The following is an 18,586-nucleotide window of genomic DNA, read 5'->3' on the forward strand; positions in this document are numbered from 1 at the left end:
GCCGGTGGGCGGGGTACACCCCCCCCCGCGCGGGGCGCCCCCGGGGCGGGGCGTTCCCTGATTTGGGGGGGGGCGGGGGCGGCCCGGGGGGGGCCCCCCCCACCCCCCGTCGTAGAATCAGCGCATTGTGTCTGAGTCCCTGAATCCCCAGTCGCCCCGCCTCCCGGACGCCGCGCCGGAGACGAACTCGTACGTGCCGCCCAAGTGGCGCACCGAGCCCCGCTTCCCCGACGGGCCCTCCCCGGACCCGGCCGGCTCGCACCACGAGCGGCGGATCCGGAGCTTCCAGCCCCGGCGCAGTCGGGTCACCACCGGCCAGGGCGAGGCCCTGAAGCGCCTGTGGGGCACCTGGGGCCTGGACATCGACGGCCACGAGGTCATCGACCTCGACGCTCTCTTCGACGGGCTCCCCGTCGTCCTGGAGATCGGCTTCGGCATGGGCGAGGCCACCGCCCAGATGGCCGCCGAGGACCCCGGCACCGGGATCCTCGCCGCCGACGTGCACACCCCCGGCCAGGGCAACCTGCTCGCCCTCGCCGAGCGCGGCGGGATGACCAACATCCGGGTGGCCAACGGCGACGCGATCATCCTGCTCCGCGAGATGCTGCCGCCCGACTCGCTGGCCGGGATGCGCGTGTACTTCCCGGACCCGTGGCCCAAGGCCCGCCACCACAAGCGCCGGCTGATCCAGCCCGAGTTCCTCACGCTGGCCGCCACCCGCCTGGCACCCGGGGCCGTACTGCACTGCGCGACCGACTGGGAGCCGTACGCCGAGCAGATGCTCGAAGTGCTCACCGCGCACCCGGACTTCGAGAACACGCAGCCCGACGGCGGTTTCTCCCCGCGCCCCGCCTTCCGACCGCTGACCCGCTTCGAGGGCCAAGGCCTCGACAAGGGCCACCTCGTACACGACTTGCTCTTCCGTCGCACGGAGAACTGACAAGGTCACCGCGCGTGTCAGACCTGCTCGCTAGGGTCATGGTGTGTACCGAGCGCTCCCACTCGTACTCCCACGTCCGTCCGGCACGGTCCGCACCTGCGTGCTCCTCGCCCTGCTCGGCGCGACCGGGATCGCCATCCTCGAACTCGTGCGGGAACAGACCGGCACCCCCGGCTTCTTCGTCGGTCTCGGTCTGGCCCTGCTGCCGGTCGCGCCGCTCATGGCGGCCTTCCGGTGGCTGGGCCGGGCCGCGCCCGCGCCCTGGTCGCAGCTGCTGTTCTGCTTCGGCTGGGGTGCCTGCACGGCGGCCCTGATCGCGATACTGGCCAACAACTTCGCCACCGAGTGGATAGCCGCGGCCACCACCGACGCCTCCGCCGCCGATCAGCTCGGCTCGGTGGCCATCGCCCCGGTGGTGGAGGAGAGCGCCAAAGCGGCCGCCCTGCTGCTGGTGTTCACGTTCCGAAGACGCCATTTCACCGGCCCCGCCGACGGGTTCGTGGTGGCCGGCTTCACCGCCACCGGGTTCGCCTTCACCGAGAACATCCTCTACCTGGGCAACGCCTTCGTGGAGGACCTGGCCGACCACAGCGGCGCGCTGGAATCCGTGACGGCGGCGACCTTCTTCGTACGGATAGTGCTGTCGCCGTTCGCGCACCCGCTGTTCACCGTGCTCACCGGGCTGGGCTTCGGTGTGGCCGCCGTCAGCGCCCGCCGTGCGCGCAGGATCTGTCTGCCGCTGCTCGGCCTGGCCCTGGCCATGGGCCTGCACGCGCTGTGGAACGGTTCCTCGCAGTTCGGGGAGCACGGGTTCTACGTGGTCTACAGCTGCGTGATGGTCCCGCTGTTCGGGCTGCTGGTGTGGCTGGCGGTGCGGATAAGGCGTGACCGGCTGCGGGCTGTCGAGGGTGAGCTCGCGCTGTACGCGGCCGCGGGCTGGCTCGGTCGGGCCGAGGTCCCGGCCCTGGCCTCGATGCCCGCCCGCTCGCTGGCCCGCGCCCTGGCCCGGCACAGCGGGGGACGGGCGGCCGGACGCACGGTCGCCCGCTACGAGGCGGACGCGGCGGCCCTGGCCCTGCTACGACACCGGGCGCGGCGCGGTGGCCCCGTACGGGAGCGGGACTTCGCCCGCCGGGAGCGGGAGTTGCTGCACCGGCTCTGGCGGTCCCGGGCGACGGCGGGTCCCGCACTGGCTCGGGCGGCGGTCATGGAGGAGCTGATTCCGCCGTGGTTCGACCCGCTGGACCCGGCGGCCGCACGGACGGACGTACCCGGACCGCGCCGGACGAGCCCCGCCCAGGACCACGGCCACGGCCACGGCGCGCCGGACCGCGACCCGGATCCGGCCCTGGACCCGGTGTCGGACCCCGGAGGTCAGACGTTCAGGCCCTTGGAGTTCAGCCACGCCAACGGGTCCTGCGTCGATCCGCCCTTGCGTACTTCCAGGTGGAGATGAGGTCCGGTGACGTTGCCGGTGGCGCCGACGCGGCCGATGGTCTCGCCGGCGCCGACCGTGCCGGAGGTCACCGACATCGAGGAGAGGTGGCAGTACCAGATCTCCGTGCCGTCCGGGAGTTCCAGCACGATCCGGTAGCCGTACGCACCGGACCAGCCGGCCGAGGTGATCTTCCCGTCGGCCACGGCCTTGGCCGGGGTGCCGGTCGGGGCCGCGAAGTCGAGGCCGGTGTGGTGACCCGAGGACCACATGGAGCCGGAGTCGCCGTAGTGCGAGGTGAGGGTGTAGGCCGAGGTGGGCAGGGAGTAGCTGCCGGTCGGCTTGGCGAGGCGCTCCTGCTCGGCCTTGGCGGCCGCCGCCTCCGCGGCCTTCGCCTCGGCCTCCTCCTTGGCCTTCGCCTCGACTTCCTCCTTGGCCTTCGCCTCGGCCTCCTCGGCGGCCTGGCGGGCCTCCTCCAGCTTCTGCTTGGCCTCCTGCGCGGCCGCCTGCTGCGCGGCCTGCTCGGCCTCCGCCCGGGCCTTCGCCTCGGCGGCGTCCTGCTGGGACTCGGCCTGCTGGAGGATGCGGTTGCGCAGCACCTCGCCCGCGTCCGCGCCCTGGGCGGACTGCTGCGCGATGATTCCCGTCCGCTCGCCCGCCGCGGCCGCCGATCCGGAACCGCCGTCCTCCTGCTGGGCCTTGTTCCCGGTCATCATGTCGGGGAGGGCCGGCAGGGATATCGCGACCTGGGGCCGGTCCTGGGCGGTGGCGATGCCGCCGGCGCCGACCGCCGCGATGACGCCGACGCCGAGCACGGTGGAGCTGCGGGCAAGTCCCCCGCGTTGCTTGGCGACCCGGTGCTTGCCGCGGACCGGGCGCACCGAATCCTCGGTGGGATTCCACTCGCCCCAGGCACCCGCGGTGGGCGGCTGCTCCTGGATCTCGATGCCTTCAGGGGCAGGCAAGTTGGAGGCCACCGGGGCACACTCCTCATCGACGCGCAGAGACGCGCGCGCGCACGGTGCCGTCTCTTGCGACGGCTGGGACGACCGCGCTGCGTTATCGAAAGGTAATAGACGTGGGGGAGTGATTCCAAGCTTCTCCGCTTGATCGTTCCCACCAATCGGCCACACACCGACTGGCTTTGGCCACACCTTTCTCCTGCAAAAGCATCCGAACCAGGTCAAAAATCAAGCGACTCCCCTATCACTTCAGCCACAGGCCTGAAATGATGACCCGTCAAACTCCTTGCGGAAAGCAGTCATTCGATCACCCACCGTCACATCGTGTCGCCGCGCGGCACCACCGGCACGGTCCGCCGCCGCTCCGGCTCCCGTTCCCCCGGCCGCCCCACCGCCAGCAGCGCCATGTCGTCCGTCGCCCCGCCCCCCGTATGCCGGCGCACATCGCTGCTGAGCGCACTGAGCAGGGCCTGCGGTCCGGGGAAGATCCGGCCGCGCAGCCGGGCCGCGGGATCGTAGAAGTCCCCCGCGCCGTCCCGGGCCTCGGTCAGCCCGTCCGTGTAGAGCAGCAGGGTGGTCCCCGCCGGGAAGGCCCACTCCTGCACCAGGTCCGGCCTGCCGCCCAGCTCACCCAGGCCGAGCGGCAGGGCCGGCTCGGTCGGGGCGAGGACCGCCAGCTCCCCGTCCCCGTGCAGCAGCAGCGGCTCGGGGTGGCCCCGGTTGAGCAGCCGCAGCGCGCCCGCGCCGGGCGGGATCTCCCCGAGCACGCACGTCGTGAACCCCTCCACCGCGTCCAGGCCGTCGCGCCTGGCCCCCTCACGGGCCAGCGCCCGCTCCAGCCGCTGAGCCAGCGCCTCCAGTGTGGGCTCGGTCTCCGCCGCCTCCCGGAACGCCCCGAGGACCACCGCGACCGCCTCCACCGCCCCCAGCCCCTTCCCCCGTACGTCGCCCACCGCGAGGCGCACCCCGTACGGGGTCTCCTGGACCGCGTACAGATCGCCGCCGATGAAGGCGTCCGCCTGCGCGGCCTCGTACCAGGCCGAGACGTGCAACCCCCCGATGCGCTCGGCGGGCTTCGGCAGCACCGCCCGCTGCGCCGCCTCGGCGATCCCGCGCGCCGAGGCGAGCCGCTCACCGCTGCGCCGCACCATCCGGTTGATCAGGAGCGCCAGCCCGGCGACGGTCAGTACGGTCACCAGCTCGGTCAGCGCCTCCACCTTCCAACTGGTGCCGTTGAGGATGTGCAGCACGAGCACCGCGAACACGGCCAGGCCGCCCGTCAGGGCCGTGGCCCAGAGGGTGAAGAGAGGGGCCGCGATCAGCGGGGCCGCGGTGAAGAACGGGGATCCGGTGAAACTGGGCGGGGTCAGCACGTCGAAGACCATCCCGAGGGCGATCAGCACACCCGGCAGCAGCCGGATCACGCGACGGGTCACACCGTTCCCGGTGCCGCCCCCGCCCGCGCGCCCAGCGCCCTCGCCCTGCCGGCCCAGCCCCACCACGCCGCTCTCCCGCCGCCCGGTCCGTCACACGGGTCCGGGCCCGCTGCCTGGTCGCCCCTCAAGGCTCGCGGCAGGAGCGTCCGTACGGCGACCTGACGGCGGCCGGACGGGTGAGGAGGCGGGAGAAGCCACGGGAGGAGGGCCGGCGGGGCCGGAACGCGACGAAGGCCCGGTTCCTGGTGAGGAACCGGGCCTTCGTACTGAGTAGCGGGGACAGGATTTGAACCTGCGACCTCTGGGTTATGAGCCCAGCGAGCTACCGAGCTGCTCCACCCCGCGTCGGTGAACACAACTCTACGCCATCCGGGGAGGGCCCTTCACCAATTGACCGCCACCCACCCCGCCGACGGACATCGCCGCAGGTCAAAGCCCTGATATCGGCACGGAACCGGCAAGGAACCGGCGTGGAACAACCCGGCCCTACCGCCCTCGGGCGACCGGATCCCGGCGCCGGGTCAGCACGTGGGTCGTGCTCCCGTCGTCCTCCCGTACGTCCCGGACGTGGGTGAAGCCGATCCGCTCCAGCAGGACCAGGGAGGCCGTGTTGGCATCGGCCACGGTGGCGTGCACCTCGGTCAGACCGAGCGTGTCGAAGCCGTACGCGACGATCGCCTCGGCGATCTCGGTCCCCAGGCCCGCTCCCCAGGCCTCGGGGGCCAGGGCGTAGATGACCTCGTGGCCCTCGACCTCGTCGGTGCGCTTGATCTCGGCGTGCCCGACCAGCCGGCCGTCCCGGCGCACGGCCCACACGTCGAAGAGGTTGTCGGCGTAGACCTTCGAGAAGACCCGGCCGAAGAGCGCCCGGTCCTCGTCCTCGGAGGAGGGACCGTCCCCCATCCACCGCGACACCCGGGTGTCCTGGAAGAGGGCGACGAACGCTTCCTCGTCCGCCGGGGTGTACGGGGCGAGGAGCAGGCGCTCGGTACGCAGAACAGGCGTCATGGTCGGCGACGCTACCCGCGCCACCCGGCAGGGTCACGGGAATTTCCGGGAGGACGACGCCGTCGGCGTCCACCCGGCGGAGGACCGCTGCTCATCGCCCGGACGTGGTCCGCGAGTTCGGCCGCGGCGGCCGCGGGCCGAACCCCGGGAACGACCGAGCGCCCCACCCGACCGAAGCCGGGTGGGGCGCTCAGCAGCAGGTCGGAGGATGTCTCCCCGTCCCCGCGAGCGGTAGGCCATGTCGGACTCGAACCGACAACCAACGGATTAAAAGTCCGCTGCTCTGCCAATTGAGCTAATGGCCCTCCAGGTGCTCACCCCAGAGCATAGCCGGACCGCGCCGGTCAGCCGATCGGGTATCCGCCGACCGGCCTGTCGCCGGCGGCCCCGGGGTGCTCCAGAAGGCCTGGGACCGGCCTCCGAAGGGGTGTTACGGAGCATCAGCTTCCGGGAACGCGGAAAGGGCCCGTACGGCACCTGGGTGTCGTACGGGCCCTTTCTCAGGGGTTCAGCTCAGCCGCGATCAGCCGTTGCGCTTCCAGCGCGGCTTGTCGTCACGACGGCCGCCGAAGCCGCCGGTGGAACCGGAGCCGGAACCACCCGAGGGACGGTGGTCGTCACGGCGGCCGTACGGGCGGTCGCCGCCGCCGGAGCGGAAGCCACCGGACGGACGGTCGTCACGACGGTCGCGGTTGAACGGACGGTCGCCGCCACCGGAGCGGAAGCCACCGGAGGAACGGTCGTCACGGTTGAAGCCACCGGAGGGACGGTCGTCACGACGGAAGCCACCACGGTCGCCACCACGGTCGTCACGGTTGAAGCCACCGGACGGACGGTCGTCACGACGGAAGCCACCACCGGACGGACGGTCGCCACCGGAACGGAAGCCACCCGACGGACGGTCGTCGCGGCGGAAGCCACCACGGTCGCCACCACGGTCATCGCGGTTGAAGCCACCGGACGGACGGTCGTCACGACGGAAGCCACCACCGGACGGACGGTCGCCACCGGAACGGAAGCCACCCGACGGACGGTCGTCGCGGCGGAAGCCACCACGGTCGCCACCACGGTCGTCACGGTTGAAGCCACCGGACGGACGGCCGCCGCGGTCACCGCGGTCGTCGCGGCGGAAGCCACCACGGTCGCCACCGCGGTTGTCGCGACGCTCGAAGTTGCCACGGTCGTCACGCTGGGCGCGCTGCTCCTCGCGGCGCTCCTGCGCGGCCAGCTCGGCGGCAGCGGCGGCGGCAGCGGCCGCGACCTCGGCCTCGGCGGCCTCGGCCACCTCGGCGACAGCGGCCTCCGGGTCCTCGCCACGCTCACGGGCGGAACGAGCGACGAGGCGGTCGGCCTCCTCGCGCAGCTCCACGGCGCGGCGCGACAGGCGCTCCAGCTGCTTGGTGAGCTCGGCGACCTCGCGCTCGGCCTGCTTGGCGGCGTTGTTCGCGGAGTCGGCCTGGACCTCGGTCAGCGAACGGGCACCGGTGATCTCGGCGACCTCCGGCTCGAAGGCGCCGGCGCCCTGGACGATGTGACGCGAGGCGTCGACGCCCGCGTCCTCCATCAGGCGGAAGATCTGGCGACGCTGGTGCGGCAGCGCGAGGGAGACCACGACACCGGACTTGCCGGCACGGGCGGTACGGCCCGAGCGGTGCAGGTAGTCCTTGTGGTCGCCGGCCGGGTCCACGTTCAGGACCAGGTCGATGCCGTCGACGTGGATACCGCGGGCGGCGACGTCGGTGGCGACGAGCGCGTTGACGTAGCCGTCCTTGAAGTCGGCGAGGACGCGGGTACGGGCACCCTGCGTCATACCGCCGTGCAGCGCGTCGGCCTTCACGCCGGCCTCGACGAGCTGCTCGGCGATGCGGTCGGCGCCCAGCTGGGTGCGGACGAAGATGATGGTGCGGCCCTTGCGGGCGGCGATGGCGGCCGTGACCGGCGCCTTGTCCTTCGGCTTCACGACGAGGACGTGGTGCGTCATGGTCGTGACGTTGCCCTGCGCGCTGTCGACCTCGTGCGTGACGGGGTTGGACAGGTAGCGCTTGACCAGGGTGCCGATCTCGTTCTCCATGGTGGCGGAGAAGAGCATGCGCTGGCCGCCGCCGGGGATCTGGTCGAGCAGCTCGGTGACCTCGGGCAGGAAGCCCAGGTCGGCCATCTGGTCGGCCTCGTCGAGGACCGCGACCTGGACGTTCTCCAGGGAGCAGGCACCACGGTTGATGATGTCGCGCAGACGGCCGGGGGTGGCGACGAGGATGTCGACACCGCGCTCCAGAGCGTAGATCTGGTTGCTCATGGAGGTACCGCCGCAGACGACCTTCATCTTCAGGCCGAGTACGTCGCCGTAGGGCTGGAGCGCGTCCGCGACCTGCATCGCGAGCTCACGGGTCGGCGTGAGGATGATGGCGCGGGGCTTCTTCTTGTCGGTGTGACCGCCGGCCAGCTGGGCCAGGGTCGGCAGACCGAAGGAGAGGGTCTTGCCGGAGCCGGTGCGGCCACGGCCCAGGATGTCCTTGCCGGCCAGGGCGTCCGGGATGGTCGCGGCCTGGATCGGGAAGGGGCTGGTGACGCCGTTCTGGGCGAGCTTGCGCACGACACCCTCGGGGAGACCGAGGTCGCCGAAGGTGATCGAGGGCTCGGCGTCCGCGTCGGCGTCGTCGAAGTCGGTGGTCGAGTCCTCGAAGGACCCGTCGGTGTTCACGTCGGCCTCGAGAGCCTCGATGATCTCGTCCGCCTCGGCGGCCTCGATCGCCTCGGTGACCACAAGGGCCTCGGCGTCGATGATCTCGTTGGTGTCGTTCTCGGGCATGACGGAACGGTCAGAACTGGAAATGGACATGCGAAATGCGAAACCTTCCGGAGTCTCGGCACGCGCCCAAACTCCGTGAATCGCAAATCGACCGCCTCAATGCGGTCAGCCACGGCTAGGGAGAGTACGCGCCACACGGCGCTCTTCGGATTCGGCGCCGGGCAATGGGATCAAACGATCTATAACCATACGCACCCTCCCCGGGGTCTGGCAAGTCACTCCCCCCGAAAGGTCTCTGACCTGCGAAGACTCCCTGGAGGTCGGCACCGGACCGACCCCGGTCGGACCCGGTCGGGTGCCCGTCGGGCCTACAGCTCGGGGGCCGGCGCGAGGGTCGGCTCCGGCTGCGGACTCGGCGGTGCGGACGTGGGTTCCGTCACAGGGGGAGTGGTGGCCGGCGGCGCCGGGGTCGGGCTGGCCGACTGCTGCCCGCCGGCCGAACCGCCCGGGCCGCCGGGTCCGCCCGAACCGCCCGTGGCGGGTTCCTGGGGACCCTGCCCGCCCGCCCCGCCGCCCGGCCCGGCCGACGGCGCGGGCACTCCCGGCCGCCCGCTCGGCGCGCCCTCGCTCGGCGAGGCCCCGGTCGCGCCGGAGGCCTTGCCGTCCTCCTTGGGCCGACCCTGGGTCCCCGTGCCGTCCTTCGTGCCGTGCCCGTTGCCGTGGACCCCGGAGCCCCGGCCCGTGACGGTCCCCGCGCCCGCCTCGGCGCCGCTGCGGCGGTCTCCCGAAGCGGCGGGCCCGGGCTTCGCCGCGTCCTCACCGACACTCATGCAGCCGGCCGTCGCCGCGACCGCGAGCGCGGTGACGGCCAGTCGGAGGGAAGCGGACAACTGGCGCACGGGGGCACCTCCGGAGCCTGAGGGTGAACTTTCCGCATGAGCGGGTCAATGTTCCCAACTCCCTTTGACCCGCAAGGGACACGCCCTCGGCCGAACCCCCGGCCCGAACCTCGCGGAAGAACCTCAGCCGAGGAGCTGCCGCGCCACCTGCGAGCCGAGGTGCACCGCGCCCAGCCCGACGAGCACCGACATCACCACGTTCGCCGCGGCCAGGAACCCCCGGCCGCGCTCGGCCAGCCGCAGCGTCTCGTACGAGAACGTCGAGTACGTGCTCAGCGCCCCGCACAGCCCGGCCCCGAGCAGCAGCTGCAGCCGCGAGGAGGCGGCCCCCACCAGTGCCGCGCCGGCCAGCGTCCCGAACACCAGGCAGGCCGTCGCGTTGACCACGAAGGTGCCCCAGGGGAAGAGGCCGTCCGCACCGTCCGGGCCGGCCGACCGCGCCTGCACCGCGCGGTCCATCAGGTAGCGCAACGGGGCGCCGACGGCCGCGCCCGCCACCACGAGCAGCCAGTTCACCGTGGGGTGCCTCCGGGTCCACGCCCGCGCAGCGCGAGCCGGGTCGCCGAGGCCGCCGCCCACACCGCGCCGAGCGCCGCCACCACCGTGAGCCCGCCGTAGGCCAGGGCGGTCCCGGTCTCCCCCTCGTCCAGGAGCCGCGAGAAGTCCACCGCGTAGGTGGAGAAGGTGGTGAAGCCGCCGAGCACGCCGACCCCGACCAGGGGCCTCAGCAGCGGATGCGGCGCCGTCCGGCCGCCCTCGCCGATGAGCACCATGAGTACGCCGATCAGCGCGCTGCCGGAGGCGTTGATCCACAGGGTCGCCCACGGGAAGGCCCCGGGCCCGGCCGGCCACAGCAGGGAGATCCCGTACCGCGCCGCGCCCCCGGCCGCGCCGCCCACCGCCACCGCCGCGAGCACCCGGCCCTGCGGCTCGGCCCGCTGCGCGGGTACCCGCAGGTCGACGTCCGGATCGATCACCTCCGCCGGCCGCGCCGCCCCGTCGCCGGGGACCGGCCCCCGGCGAGGAGCAGAATCCTGACCCCGGCCCGGCTCCTGATCCGGCGGGATCACCCGTATCCCAGCGCGTGCAGTCGCTCGTCGTCGATCCCGAAGTGATGGGCGATCTCGTGCACCACGGTGACCTCCGTCTCCGCGACCACGCTCTCCCGGTCCTCGCACATGCGCAACGTGGGATTGCGGTAGATGGTGATCCGGTCCGGGAGCACCCCGGCGTACCACTCACCGCGGTCCGTCAGCGGAGTTCCCTCGTACAGGCCGAGCAGCTCGGGGTCGTTCGCGGGTGGTTCGTCCTCGACGAACACCGCCACGTTGTCCATCAGCCGCGTCAGCTCCGGCGGAATCCGGTCCAGGGCCTCTGCGACGAGCTCTTCGAACTCCTCGCGCGTCATCTCCAGCACCCGGCCATTGTCGCTCCGGAGGAAACCGTTTTGGCGATAGCTCCCCGGATCCCATATGCTTCTCACGTCCCCGACGCGCTGAGAAGTGCCCGGCGGGCCTTTAGCCCTCATCGTCTAGTGGCCCAGGACGCCGCCCTTTCAAGGCGGTAGCACGGGTTCGAATCCCGTTGGGGGTACGCATTACCGTGTGCAAGACTTGTTCTCGCACACTGCAAGGTCCTGTGGAGCAGTTGGTTAGCTCGCCACCCTGTCAAGGTGGAGGTCGCGGGTTCAAGTCCCGTCAGGATCGCTGAAGCCGGAAACGGTTTCGTGGCTGGGTAGCTCAGTTGGTACGAGCGATCGCCTGAAAAGCGATAGGTCGCCGGTTCGACCCCGGCCCCAGCCACCATCAAGAAGGCCCCGTCCCTCGGACGGGGCCTTCTGTGGTTACTCCCCCTCGGCTCCTTCTGCCTCTCCCGCCCCGGCTGCCGCCGTCCGCTCCCGGCGCCGCCACTGCACGACACCGACCGCCGCCGCACCGGCGGCGACCAGGCCGAGCAGCGCCCCGTCCGGAACGGTGTCCGCCAGCGAGCCGACCCACTGCTCGACGGCGAAGGAGTCGTCCACGTCCAGCAGCCCCGGCAGCGCGCTCGCCCCGTCGTAGGCGAGGAACAGCACGCCCAGGGTGATGAAGAACAGCCCGGACAGCAACGAGGTCGTGTGCAGCTCGAAGCGGCCGACGCGCAGGGCCCGCCCGCGCAGCCAGCGCCGCCTGCCCAGGTCGAACCGCTCCCACAGCAGGGCCAGTACGAACAGCGGCACGGCCATCCCCAGGGCGTAGACCGCGAGCAGTACGCCGCCGTAGACGGGGCTGCCGCTGACCGCCGCGACCGTCAGCACGCTGCCCAGGATCGGGCCGGCGCAGAAGCCGGCCAGCCCGTAGACCGCGCCGAGCGCGTACACCGACAGGGCGGTGGTCGGCCGGATCCGGCCCGACAGCTCCGAGATCCGCCTCGGGGCGAAGCCGAGGCCCAGGATCTGGGCCAGGCCGAGCGCGATGATCAGCCAACCGCCGGCCAGCACCAGCTGGTCGCGGTTGCTGTGGAAGAACCGCCCGGCGTACGAGCCGGCCGCCCCCAGCGGTACCAGGGTGCTCGCGAGGCCCGCGTAGAAGATCCCGGTGCGCGCCAGGAGCCGCGAGGTGGAGTCGATGGAGTACGCGAAGAAGGCCGGCAGGAGCAGCGCGCTGCACGGGCTGAGCAGCGCGAGGAGGCCGCCCAGCAGGGCGGCCAGGTACCCGATGTCGGTCACTGCTTCGCCGCCTCGGCCTTCGCCTTGGCGATGGCGGCCGTGAAGGTGTCGAGCGGCTGGGCGCCGGCGATGGGCCTGCCGTTCAGCAGGAAGGACGGGGTGGAGGTGACACCGATGCGGTAGCCCTCCTCCTGGTCCTTCCGCAGAGCCGCCGCGGCGGGCTCGCCGGCCAGGTCCGCCTTGAAGCGCTCCAGGTCGCCGACCCCGGCCTCCCGGGCCAGCTCGACGAGCCGGGGCTCGGCGAAGCCCTTCTCCTTCGAGCCGGCGGCGTAGGCCGCGGCGTGGAAGGCGTCGAAACGGTCCTGCTGCCCGGCCGCCCAGGCGGCCTTGGCGGCGGCCTCGGACTCGGCGCCGAAGATCGGGAAGTTGCGCCACTCGATGCGCAGGGTGCCGTCCGCCACGTACTTCTTCACCAGCTCGGGCTCGGTGTCCCGGGCGAACTTGCCGCAGTAGCCGCACTTGAAGTCGGAGTACTCGATGAGCACGACGGGCGCGTCGGCGCGGCCGACGGCGAGCTTGTCGCCGGACTCGCGGCGGGCCAGCGCCTTGAGCTCGGCGGCCGGGTCGGTCCCGGGCGCGGCCACGGCCCCCGAGCCGGACCCGGAGCCCGCCGAGCCGCTCCCGTCGGGGGCGGTGGCCTGCCAGGAGACGAGCCCGAGGGTGATCGCGGCGAGGGCCACCCCGGCGGAGATCAGCAGGGGCTTGGTGGAGGACTTCTCGGTCGGGGACTTCTTGGACGAGGGCATGCGTGTGCTCCGGTTCTGCGGGTGGTGGGACGGGACCGAGGGGGACCGGTCCTCTAGACCCGCATCACGCACAGCTCCAGCCGATCGGGCGCCGGCCGGTCGGGGCCGCGGAGGGGGCTTCGTACGGGCACCGCCGCGGGCGGGCCGGCGACCTCGGGCGCCGCCCGGCCGAGCGGGACCTGGGCGTGCTCGCCCCAGGCCCGCGCGGGGACGGCGGGCGTACCGCCGCGCTCGGGGGCCGACGGCGCACAGGCGGGCCCACCGGTGTCGGTGGACACGGACGCGCCCGACCACGCCGAGGCCGAGGGCGAGGCCTGGGCCGACGCCCCGGCCCGGGGCGGGCCGACCCGGGTGTCCGCCGCCGCGACCGTCACACAGCCCATGAGGAGCGCCAGTACCGCGAGCACGGCGCAGCCGAACAGGCGGGGGCGGGACAAGGTGGGCTGCCTCTCATACGTACGGCCGACGGACTCGTCCCGAAATGGTACGGGTCCACCCGACAAATGCGTTCGCCACCCGGAGGGCCCAGGTGAGATCCTCGATCAGGTATGTCTACTTCCTTCGCCGCCCTGCAGACGCTTCTCGGTGAGATCTCCCTCCGTGACGCGCACCGCCTCGGCCGCCGCCTCGAAGGCGCCCGCCGTATCCGCAAGCCCGAGGCCAAGCAGGCCGTGCTCGACGAGATCGCCGCGGAGGCCACCAAGGCCGCCGAGCGTCTGGCCGGCCGTGCCTCGCGGATGCCGGAGGTCACGTATCCCGAAAACCTGCCCGTCAGCCAGAAGAAGGACGAGATCGCCGAGGCGATACGCGACCACCAGGTCGTGATCGTCGCGGGCGAGACCGGTTCCGGCAAGACCACGCAGATCCCCAAGATCTGCATGGAGCTGGGCCGCGGCGTCCGGGGCATGATCGGGCACACCCAGCCCCGCCGGATCGCCGCCCGCACGGTCGCGGAGCGGATCGCCGAGGAGCTGAGGTCCGAGATCGGACAGACCGTCGGCTGGAAGGTCCGGTTCACCGATCAGGTGGACCAGGACGCGACCTTCGTGAAGCTGATGACGGACGGCATCCTGCTCGCCGAGATCCAGACGGACCGCGAGCTGCGCGCCTACGACACGATCATCATCGACGAGGCCCACGAGCGGTCGCTGAACATCGACTTCCTGCTGGGCTATCTGGCCACGCTGCTGCCGAAGCGTCCCGACCTCAAGGTCGTCATCACCTCGGCCACCATCGACCCCGAGCGCTTCTCCCGCCACTTCGGCGACGCGCCGATCGTCGAGGTCAGCGGGCGTACGTATCCCGTGGAGGTGCGCTACCGGCCGCTCCTGGAGGACGACGCCGAGGACGCCGACCGCGACCAGATCACCGCGATCTGCGAGGCCGTGGACGAGCTCCAGGGCGAGGGCCCCGGCGACATCCTGGTCTTCCTCTCCGGCGAACGGGAGATCCGCGACACCGCGGACGCCCTGAACAAACGGAACCTGCGCTTCACGGAAGTCCTCCCCCTCTACGCACGTCTCTCGCACGCCGAGCAGCACCGCGTCTTCCAGCAGCACACCGGGCGCCGGATCGTCCTCGCGACCAATGTCGCCGAGACCTCGCTGACCGTCCCCGGCATCAAGTACGTGATCGACCCGGGCACGGCCCGGATCTCCCGCTACAGCCACCGCACCAAGGTTCAGCGCCTGCCGATCGAGCGGATCTCGCAGGCCAGCGCCAACCAGCGCAAGGGCCGCTGCGGTCGAACCAGCGACGGCATCTGCGTCCGGCTGTACTCCGAGGACGACTTCGACGCCCGTCCCGAGTTCACCGACGCCGAGATCCTGCGGACGAACCTGGCGTCCGTCATCCTCCAGATGACCGCGGCCGGCCTCGGCGAGATCGAGAAGTTCCCCTTCATCGACCCGCCGGACCACCGCAACATCCGCGACGGCGTGCAGCTGCTCCAGGAGCTCGGCGCGCTGGACCCGGCCCAGAAGGATCCGACGCGGCGGCTCACGCAGATGGGCCGCCAGCTCTCCCAGCTCCCGGTGGACCCGCGGCTGGCCCGCATGGTCATCGAGGCGGACAAGAACAACTGCGTCCGCGAGGTCATGGTCATCGCGGCGGCCCTGTCCATCCAGGACCCGCGCGAGCGGCCCTCGGACAAGCAGACCCAGGCCGACCAGAACCACGCCCGCTTCAAGGACGAGACCAGCGACTTCCTCTCGTTCCTGAACATGTGGCGCTACGTGCGCGAGCAGCAGAAGGAGCGCGGCTCGTCCTCGTTCCGCCGGATGTGCAAGCAGGAGTACCTCAACTTCCTGCGGATCCGCGAGTGGCAGGACATCTACTCCCAGCTGCGCACGGTCGCCAAGGGCATGGGCATCCACGTCAACGAGGCCGACGCCCCCGAGCAGGTCGTCCACGTCTCGCTGCTGGCCGGTCTGCTGTCGCACATCGGGCTCAAGGACACGGACAAGAACGAGTACCTGGGCGCGCGGTCGGCCAAGTTCGCGATCTTCCCGGGCTCCTCGCTCTTCAAGAAGCAGCCCAAGTTCGTGATGTCGGCCGAGCTGGTGGAGACCTCGCGGCTGTGGGCCCGGGTGAACGCCAAGGTGGAGCCCGAGTGGGTGGAGCCGCTGGCCCAGCACCTGGTCAAGCACACGTACAGCGAGCCGCACTGGGAGAAGGACCAGGCGGCCGTGATGGCGTACGAGAAGGTCACGCTGTACGGCGTACCGATCGTGGCCCAGCGGAAGATCAACTACGGCCGGATCGACGCGGAGGTCTCGCGCGAGCTGTTCATCCGCAACGCCCTCGTCGAGGGCGACTGGCGGACCCACCACAAGTTCTACGCCGACAACCGCAAGCTCCTCACCGAGGTGGAGGAGCTGGAGAACCGGGCCCGGCGCCGCGACATCGTGGTCGACGACGAGACGCTCTTCGACTTCTACGACCAGCGGATCCCGGCCCACGTGGTCTCCGGGGCGCACTTCGACTCGTGGTGGAAGCACAAGAAGCGCGAGGAGCCGGAACTCCTCGACTTCGAGCGCGAGATGCTGCTGACCGAGAAGGCGGCCGGGGTCACCAAGGCCGACTACCCGGACTCCTGGCGGCAGGGACAGCTGAAGTTCCGGGTGACCTACCAGTTCGAGCCGGGCGCGGACGCGGACGGCGTGACCGTCCACATCCCGCTCCAGGTGCTGAACCAGGTCACGGACGAGGGCTTCGACTGGCAGATCCCGGGCCTGCGCGAGGAGGTCGTCACCGAGCTGATCCGCTCGCTGCCGAAGCCGATCCGCCGGCACTACGTACCCGCGCCGAACTACGCCGGCCGTTTCCTGGACACGGCGGTGCCCCTGCGGGAGCCGCTGCCGGTCACCCTCGCCCGCGAGCTCCAGCGGATGGTCGGGGTCCCGGTCTCGGCCGAGGACTTCGACCTCGGGCGGATCCCGGACCACCTGAAGATCACCTTCCGGATCGTCGACGAGCGCCGCAAGAACCTCGCCGAGGACAAGGATCTGGAGGCCCTGCGGCTGCGGCTGAAGCCGAAGGCCCGCCAGGCCCTCTCCAAGGCCGCCGCGGCCACCGCCGAGCGGGCGGGCGGGGAGTCGGTGGAGCGCACCGGGCTGACCGACTGGACGATCGGCGCGCTGACGAAGGTCTTCGAGACCCGGCGCGCGGGTCAGCCGGTGAAGGCGTACCCGGCGCTGGTGGACGACGGCACGACCGTCTCCGTCCGGCTCTTCGACACCGAGGCCGAACAGCAGCGGGCGATGTGGCTGGGCACCCGGCGGCTGATCCTGCTGAACATCCCGGTGAACCCGGCGAAGTTCGCCTCGGACCACCTGAGCAACCAGCAGAAGCTGGCCCTGTCCCGGAATCCGCACGGCTCCATCCAGGCGCTCTTCGACGACTGCGCGACCGCGGCGACCGACAAGCTGATCGCCGACCACGGTGGCCCGGCATGGGACGAGGCGGGCTTCCGCAAGCTCTACGAGGCCGTCCGCGCCGACCTGGTGGACACGACCGTGCGCACGGTGAGCCAGGTGCAGCAGGTGCTGGCCGCCTGGCAGGCCTGTGAGCGCCGTCTGAAGGCCACGAGCAGCCTGGCGCTGGTCGCGAACATCCAGGACGTCAAGACGCAGCTGGCGGCCCTCGTGCCGGCCGGGTTCGTGACGCTCACGGGGCTGCGCCGGCTGCCGGACCTGATGCGCTACCTGGTGGCGGCGGACCGACGGCTCCAGCAGATGCCCACGGGCGTGCAGCGCGACACCACGCGCATGGAGAAGGTCCACGAGATGCAGGACGAGTACGCCTGGCTGCTGGAGCAGTTGCCGAAGGGGCGACCCGTCCCGTCCACGGTCACCGACATCCGCTGGATGATCGAGGAACTGCGCGTCAGTTACTTCGCGCACGCGCTCGGAACGGCGTACCCGATCTCCGACAAGCGCATCGTGAAGGCGGTGGACGCGGCGGCTCCGTGACCGGCTCCGTGCTCCGGTTCGACTGCACCCCCTGAGCTGCGGTACAGTCTGATTCGCAGCCGCCGAGCGGCCGCAAATCAAGGACCTGTGGAGCAGTTGGTTAGCTCGCCACCCTGTCAAGGTGGAGGTCGCGGGTTCAAGTCCCGTCAGGTTCGCAGAAACGTCAGGGCCCGTATCCCTCTGGGGATACGGGCCCTGACGCGTTGGCGGGTGTTCCGCCGCACGGGTCGGCCCGGGGAGGCGCCTGAGACCTCTGAGGGCGTCCGGGGCTCGTGGAGCGCCCGCGTCGCCCGCGCACACCTCCGGGCCGCGCCCGCGCCCTCTCCGGGGCCTACGGGACGCCCCGCGCGCGGGGGCGGAGAAGACACGGCCGCCCGTGGGCCTGGGCCCGGAATCCACCGTTCGCATGATGTGGCTCGTGAGGGGCGTCCCCTTTACGGGGTGCATAACCGGATATACAAGAGTGATCATCTGTGACGGGAGTCACCGCATGAGTTTTTGGGACTCATACTTTTATCGCACCCATACGCCCTCTCGATAGAATATGTGCAATGGCACCCACCCTGCCGGGCGCCCTCTCGCGCGATCGAGACCCCCCTGACCTGGGCATAAAAAGATCGCGCTGGACCCGGCGGAGTCCAGCGCGATCGAACGACCTCGGTCCTGTTGGGGCAGGTCCGGCCGTATGAAGCTATGTGGGTTTCATCGGATTGGGGGACCCGATAAACCCGTTAAAGCGGGGTGTTGACGCGACCTCAGGCCTCGCTGCGCTGCTGCGGAATTCCCGCGAGCAGTGCGCGAACCTCGGCCTCGCGGTACCGGCGGTGTCCACCCAGGGTGCGGATGGACGTGAGCTTGCCAGCCTTGGCCCAGCGGGTGACCGTCTTCGGGTCCACGCGGAACATCGTGGCAACCTCAGCCGGGGTCAGCAGCGGCTCGGCATCAGGGGTGCGAGCGGTCATGAGCGGCCTCCTCGGGAGAACCGAACCATCTCGGTTCTTTCCTCTAAATTCTGCACCTTGGCCCGCGTTGCCCGAAATGGACATACGCGGGCCGAGTCGGTTATAGGACGAACGGCTTGTCCTCGGCACTACAACTACACCATCCGTCCAGCCTCGACGGCCAAACCGACGGAATTGCCCTCCGAGGTGTTCATCAGCGGCGGAAGCCGATGGACCGTCCCATAACGGACAGTCACCCCACTGTGACGATCAGTCACAGAGCGATCAGGA

The 18,586-nt window shown here is 71.3% G+C and carries 15 protein-coding genes and 6 tRNA genes; 7 read left to right on the forward strand and 14 right to left on the reverse strand.

Annotated elements, in window-relative coordinates:
* The first annotated feature begins 193 nt into the window (after positions 1–193).
* Positions 194–940: a tRNA (guanosine(46)-N7)-methyltransferase TrmB gene (trmB, locus tag ACGFYY_RS13045; protein ID WP_365266045.1), complete on the forward strand. Its 747-nt coding sequence runs from the start codon at positions 194–196 to the stop codon at positions 938–940.
* Between the two features lie 43 nt (positions 941–983).
* Positions 984–2,396, forward strand: coding sequence for a PrsW family intramembrane metalloprotease (locus tag ACGFYY_RS13050; protein ID WP_393708978.1), 1,413 nt, complete (start codon positions 984–986; stop codon positions 2,394–2,396).
* Here ACGFYY_RS13050 and ACGFYY_RS13055 read toward each other — a convergent pair.
* From ACGFYY_RS13055 to ACGFYY_RS13100, 10 genes are all read right to left on the reverse strand, one after another.
* Positions 2,315–3,352: a M23 family metallopeptidase gene (locus tag ACGFYY_RS13055; protein ID WP_393708981.1), complete on the reverse strand. Its 1,038-nt coding sequence runs from the start codon at positions 3,350–3,352 to the stop codon at positions 2,315–2,317. The two genes, ACGFYY_RS13050 and ACGFYY_RS13055, sit on opposite strands and share 82 nt — an antisense overlap.
* A gap of 302 nt (positions 3,353–3,654) precedes the next feature.
* A complete protein-coding gene (locus ACGFYY_RS13060; RefSeq protein WP_393708983.1) occupies positions 3,655–4,839 on the reverse strand; it encodes a PP2C family protein-serine/threonine phosphatase in 1,185 nt (394 codons plus the stop codon).
* A gap of 205 nt (positions 4,840–5,044) precedes the next feature.
* Positions 5,045–5,118 (reverse strand) — tRNA-Met (locus ACGFYY_RS13065).
* Between the two features lie 141 nt (positions 5,119–5,259).
* On the reverse strand, positions 5,260–5,781 hold the full coding sequence (locus ACGFYY_RS13070) for a GNAT family N-acetyltransferase (RefSeq protein ID WP_393708986.1): 522 nt from the start codon (positions 5,779–5,781) through the stop codon (positions 5,260–5,262).
* A 232-nt stretch (positions 5,782–6,013) separates the two neighbouring features.
* Positions 6,014–6,086, reverse strand: a tRNA-Lys gene (locus ACGFYY_RS13075).
* 218 nt (positions 6,087–6,304) lie between these two features.
* Positions 6,305–8,620 carry a DEAD/DEAH box helicase gene (locus ACGFYY_RS13080; protein ID WP_393708988.1) on the reverse strand — a complete coding sequence of 772 codons (2,316 nt, stop codon included), beginning with the start codon at positions 8,618–8,620 and terminating at the stop codon, positions 6,305–6,307.
* A gap of 278 nt (positions 8,621–8,898) precedes the next feature.
* On the reverse strand, positions 8,899–9,429 hold the full coding sequence (locus tag ACGFYY_RS13085) for a hypothetical protein (RefSeq protein ID WP_365265965.1): 531 nt from the start codon (positions 9,427–9,429) through the stop codon (positions 8,899–8,901).
* A gap of 123 nt (positions 9,430–9,552) precedes the next feature.
* The gene (locus tag ACGFYY_RS13090; RefSeq protein WP_393708990.1) at positions 9,553–9,945 is read right to left on the reverse strand and encodes a fluoride efflux transporter FluC; all 393 of its coding nucleotides are present in this window, start codon (positions 9,943–9,945) and stop codon (positions 9,553–9,555) included.
* Positions 9,942–10,406 carry a CrcB family protein gene (locus ACGFYY_RS13095; RefSeq protein WP_393708992.1) on the reverse strand — a complete coding sequence of 155 codons (465 nt, stop codon included), beginning with the start codon at positions 10,404–10,406 and terminating at the stop codon, positions 9,942–9,944. The genes ACGFYY_RS13090 and ACGFYY_RS13095 overlap by 4 nt, the downstream gene beginning before the upstream one ends.
* Before the next feature lie 89 nt (positions 10,407–10,495).
* The gene (locus tag ACGFYY_RS13100) at positions 10,496–10,846 is read right to left on the reverse strand and encodes a metallopeptidase family protein (RefSeq protein WP_393708994.1); all 351 of its coding nucleotides are present in this window, start codon (positions 10,844–10,846) and stop codon (positions 10,496–10,498) included.
* A gap of 103 nt (positions 10,847–10,949) precedes the next feature.
* Between ACGFYY_RS13100 and ACGFYY_RS13105 the strand changes: the two genes are divergently transcribed.
* The 3 genes from ACGFYY_RS13105 (at position 10,950) to ACGFYY_RS13115 (ending at position 11,234) form a co-directional block, all read left to right on the forward strand.
* Positions 10,950–11,022: transfer RNA gene (locus ACGFYY_RS13105), tRNA-Glu, on the forward strand.
* A gap of 39 nt (positions 11,023–11,061) precedes the next feature.
* Positions 11,062–11,135, forward strand: a tRNA-Asp gene (locus tag ACGFYY_RS13110).
* A gap of 22 nt (positions 11,136–11,157) precedes the next feature.
* Positions 11,158–11,234, forward strand: a tRNA-Phe gene (locus ACGFYY_RS13115).
* Between the two features lie 38 nt (positions 11,235–11,272).
* Here the strand turns inward: ACGFYY_RS13115 and ACGFYY_RS13120 are convergent.
* Genes ACGFYY_RS13120 through ACGFYY_RS13130 form a run of 3 tightly spaced genes read right to left on the reverse strand, consistent with a single transcriptional unit; the run spans position 11,273 to position 13,319 of the window.
* Positions 11,273–12,136 (reverse strand): cytochrome c biogenesis CcdA family protein, encoded by an 864-nt coding sequence (locus ACGFYY_RS13120; protein WP_393708996.1) that lies wholly within the window; start codon positions 12,134–12,136, stop codon positions 11,273–11,275.
* Positions 12,133–12,882, reverse strand: coding sequence for a DsbA family protein (locus ACGFYY_RS13125; RefSeq protein ID WP_393708998.1), 750 nt, complete (start codon positions 12,880–12,882; stop codon positions 12,133–12,135). Before ACGFYY_RS13125 ends, ACGFYY_RS13120 begins: the two co-directional genes overlap by 4 nt.
* 53 nt (positions 12,883–12,935) lie before the next feature.
* Positions 12,936–13,319: a hypothetical protein gene (locus ACGFYY_RS13130; protein ID WP_393709000.1), complete on the reverse strand. Its 384-nt coding sequence runs from the start codon at positions 13,317–13,319 to the stop codon at positions 12,936–12,938.
* 111 nt (positions 13,320–13,430) lie between these two features.
* On the opposite strand from ACGFYY_RS13130, the gene hrpA reads away from it, so the two are divergent.
* Both hrpA and ACGFYY_RS13140 read left to right on the forward strand, forming a co-directional pair.
* Positions 13,431–17,354, forward strand: a complete 3,924-nt coding sequence (hrpA, locus tag ACGFYY_RS13135) for an ATP-dependent RNA helicase HrpA (protein ID WP_393709002.1) — start codon at positions 13,431–13,433, stop codon at positions 17,352–17,354.
* An 81-nt stretch (positions 17,355–17,435) separates the two neighbouring features.
* Positions 17,436–17,509 (forward strand) — tRNA-Asp (locus tag ACGFYY_RS13140).
* Between the two features lie 600 nt (positions 17,510–18,109).
* On the opposite strand, the gene bldC is transcribed toward ACGFYY_RS13140, so the two are convergent.
* Complete coding sequence (gene bldC / locus ACGFYY_RS13145; protein ID WP_003949541.1) at positions 18,110–18,316, reverse strand: developmental transcriptional regulator BldC; 207 nt, start codon at positions 18,314–18,316, stop codon at positions 18,110–18,112.
* Positions 18,317–18,586: the final 270 nt, after the last annotated feature.

The organism is Streptomyces sp. NPDC048331 (assembly GCF_043201215.1).
Classification (GTDB): domain Bacteria; phylum Actinomycetota; class Actinomycetes; order Streptomycetales; family Streptomycetaceae; genus Streptomyces.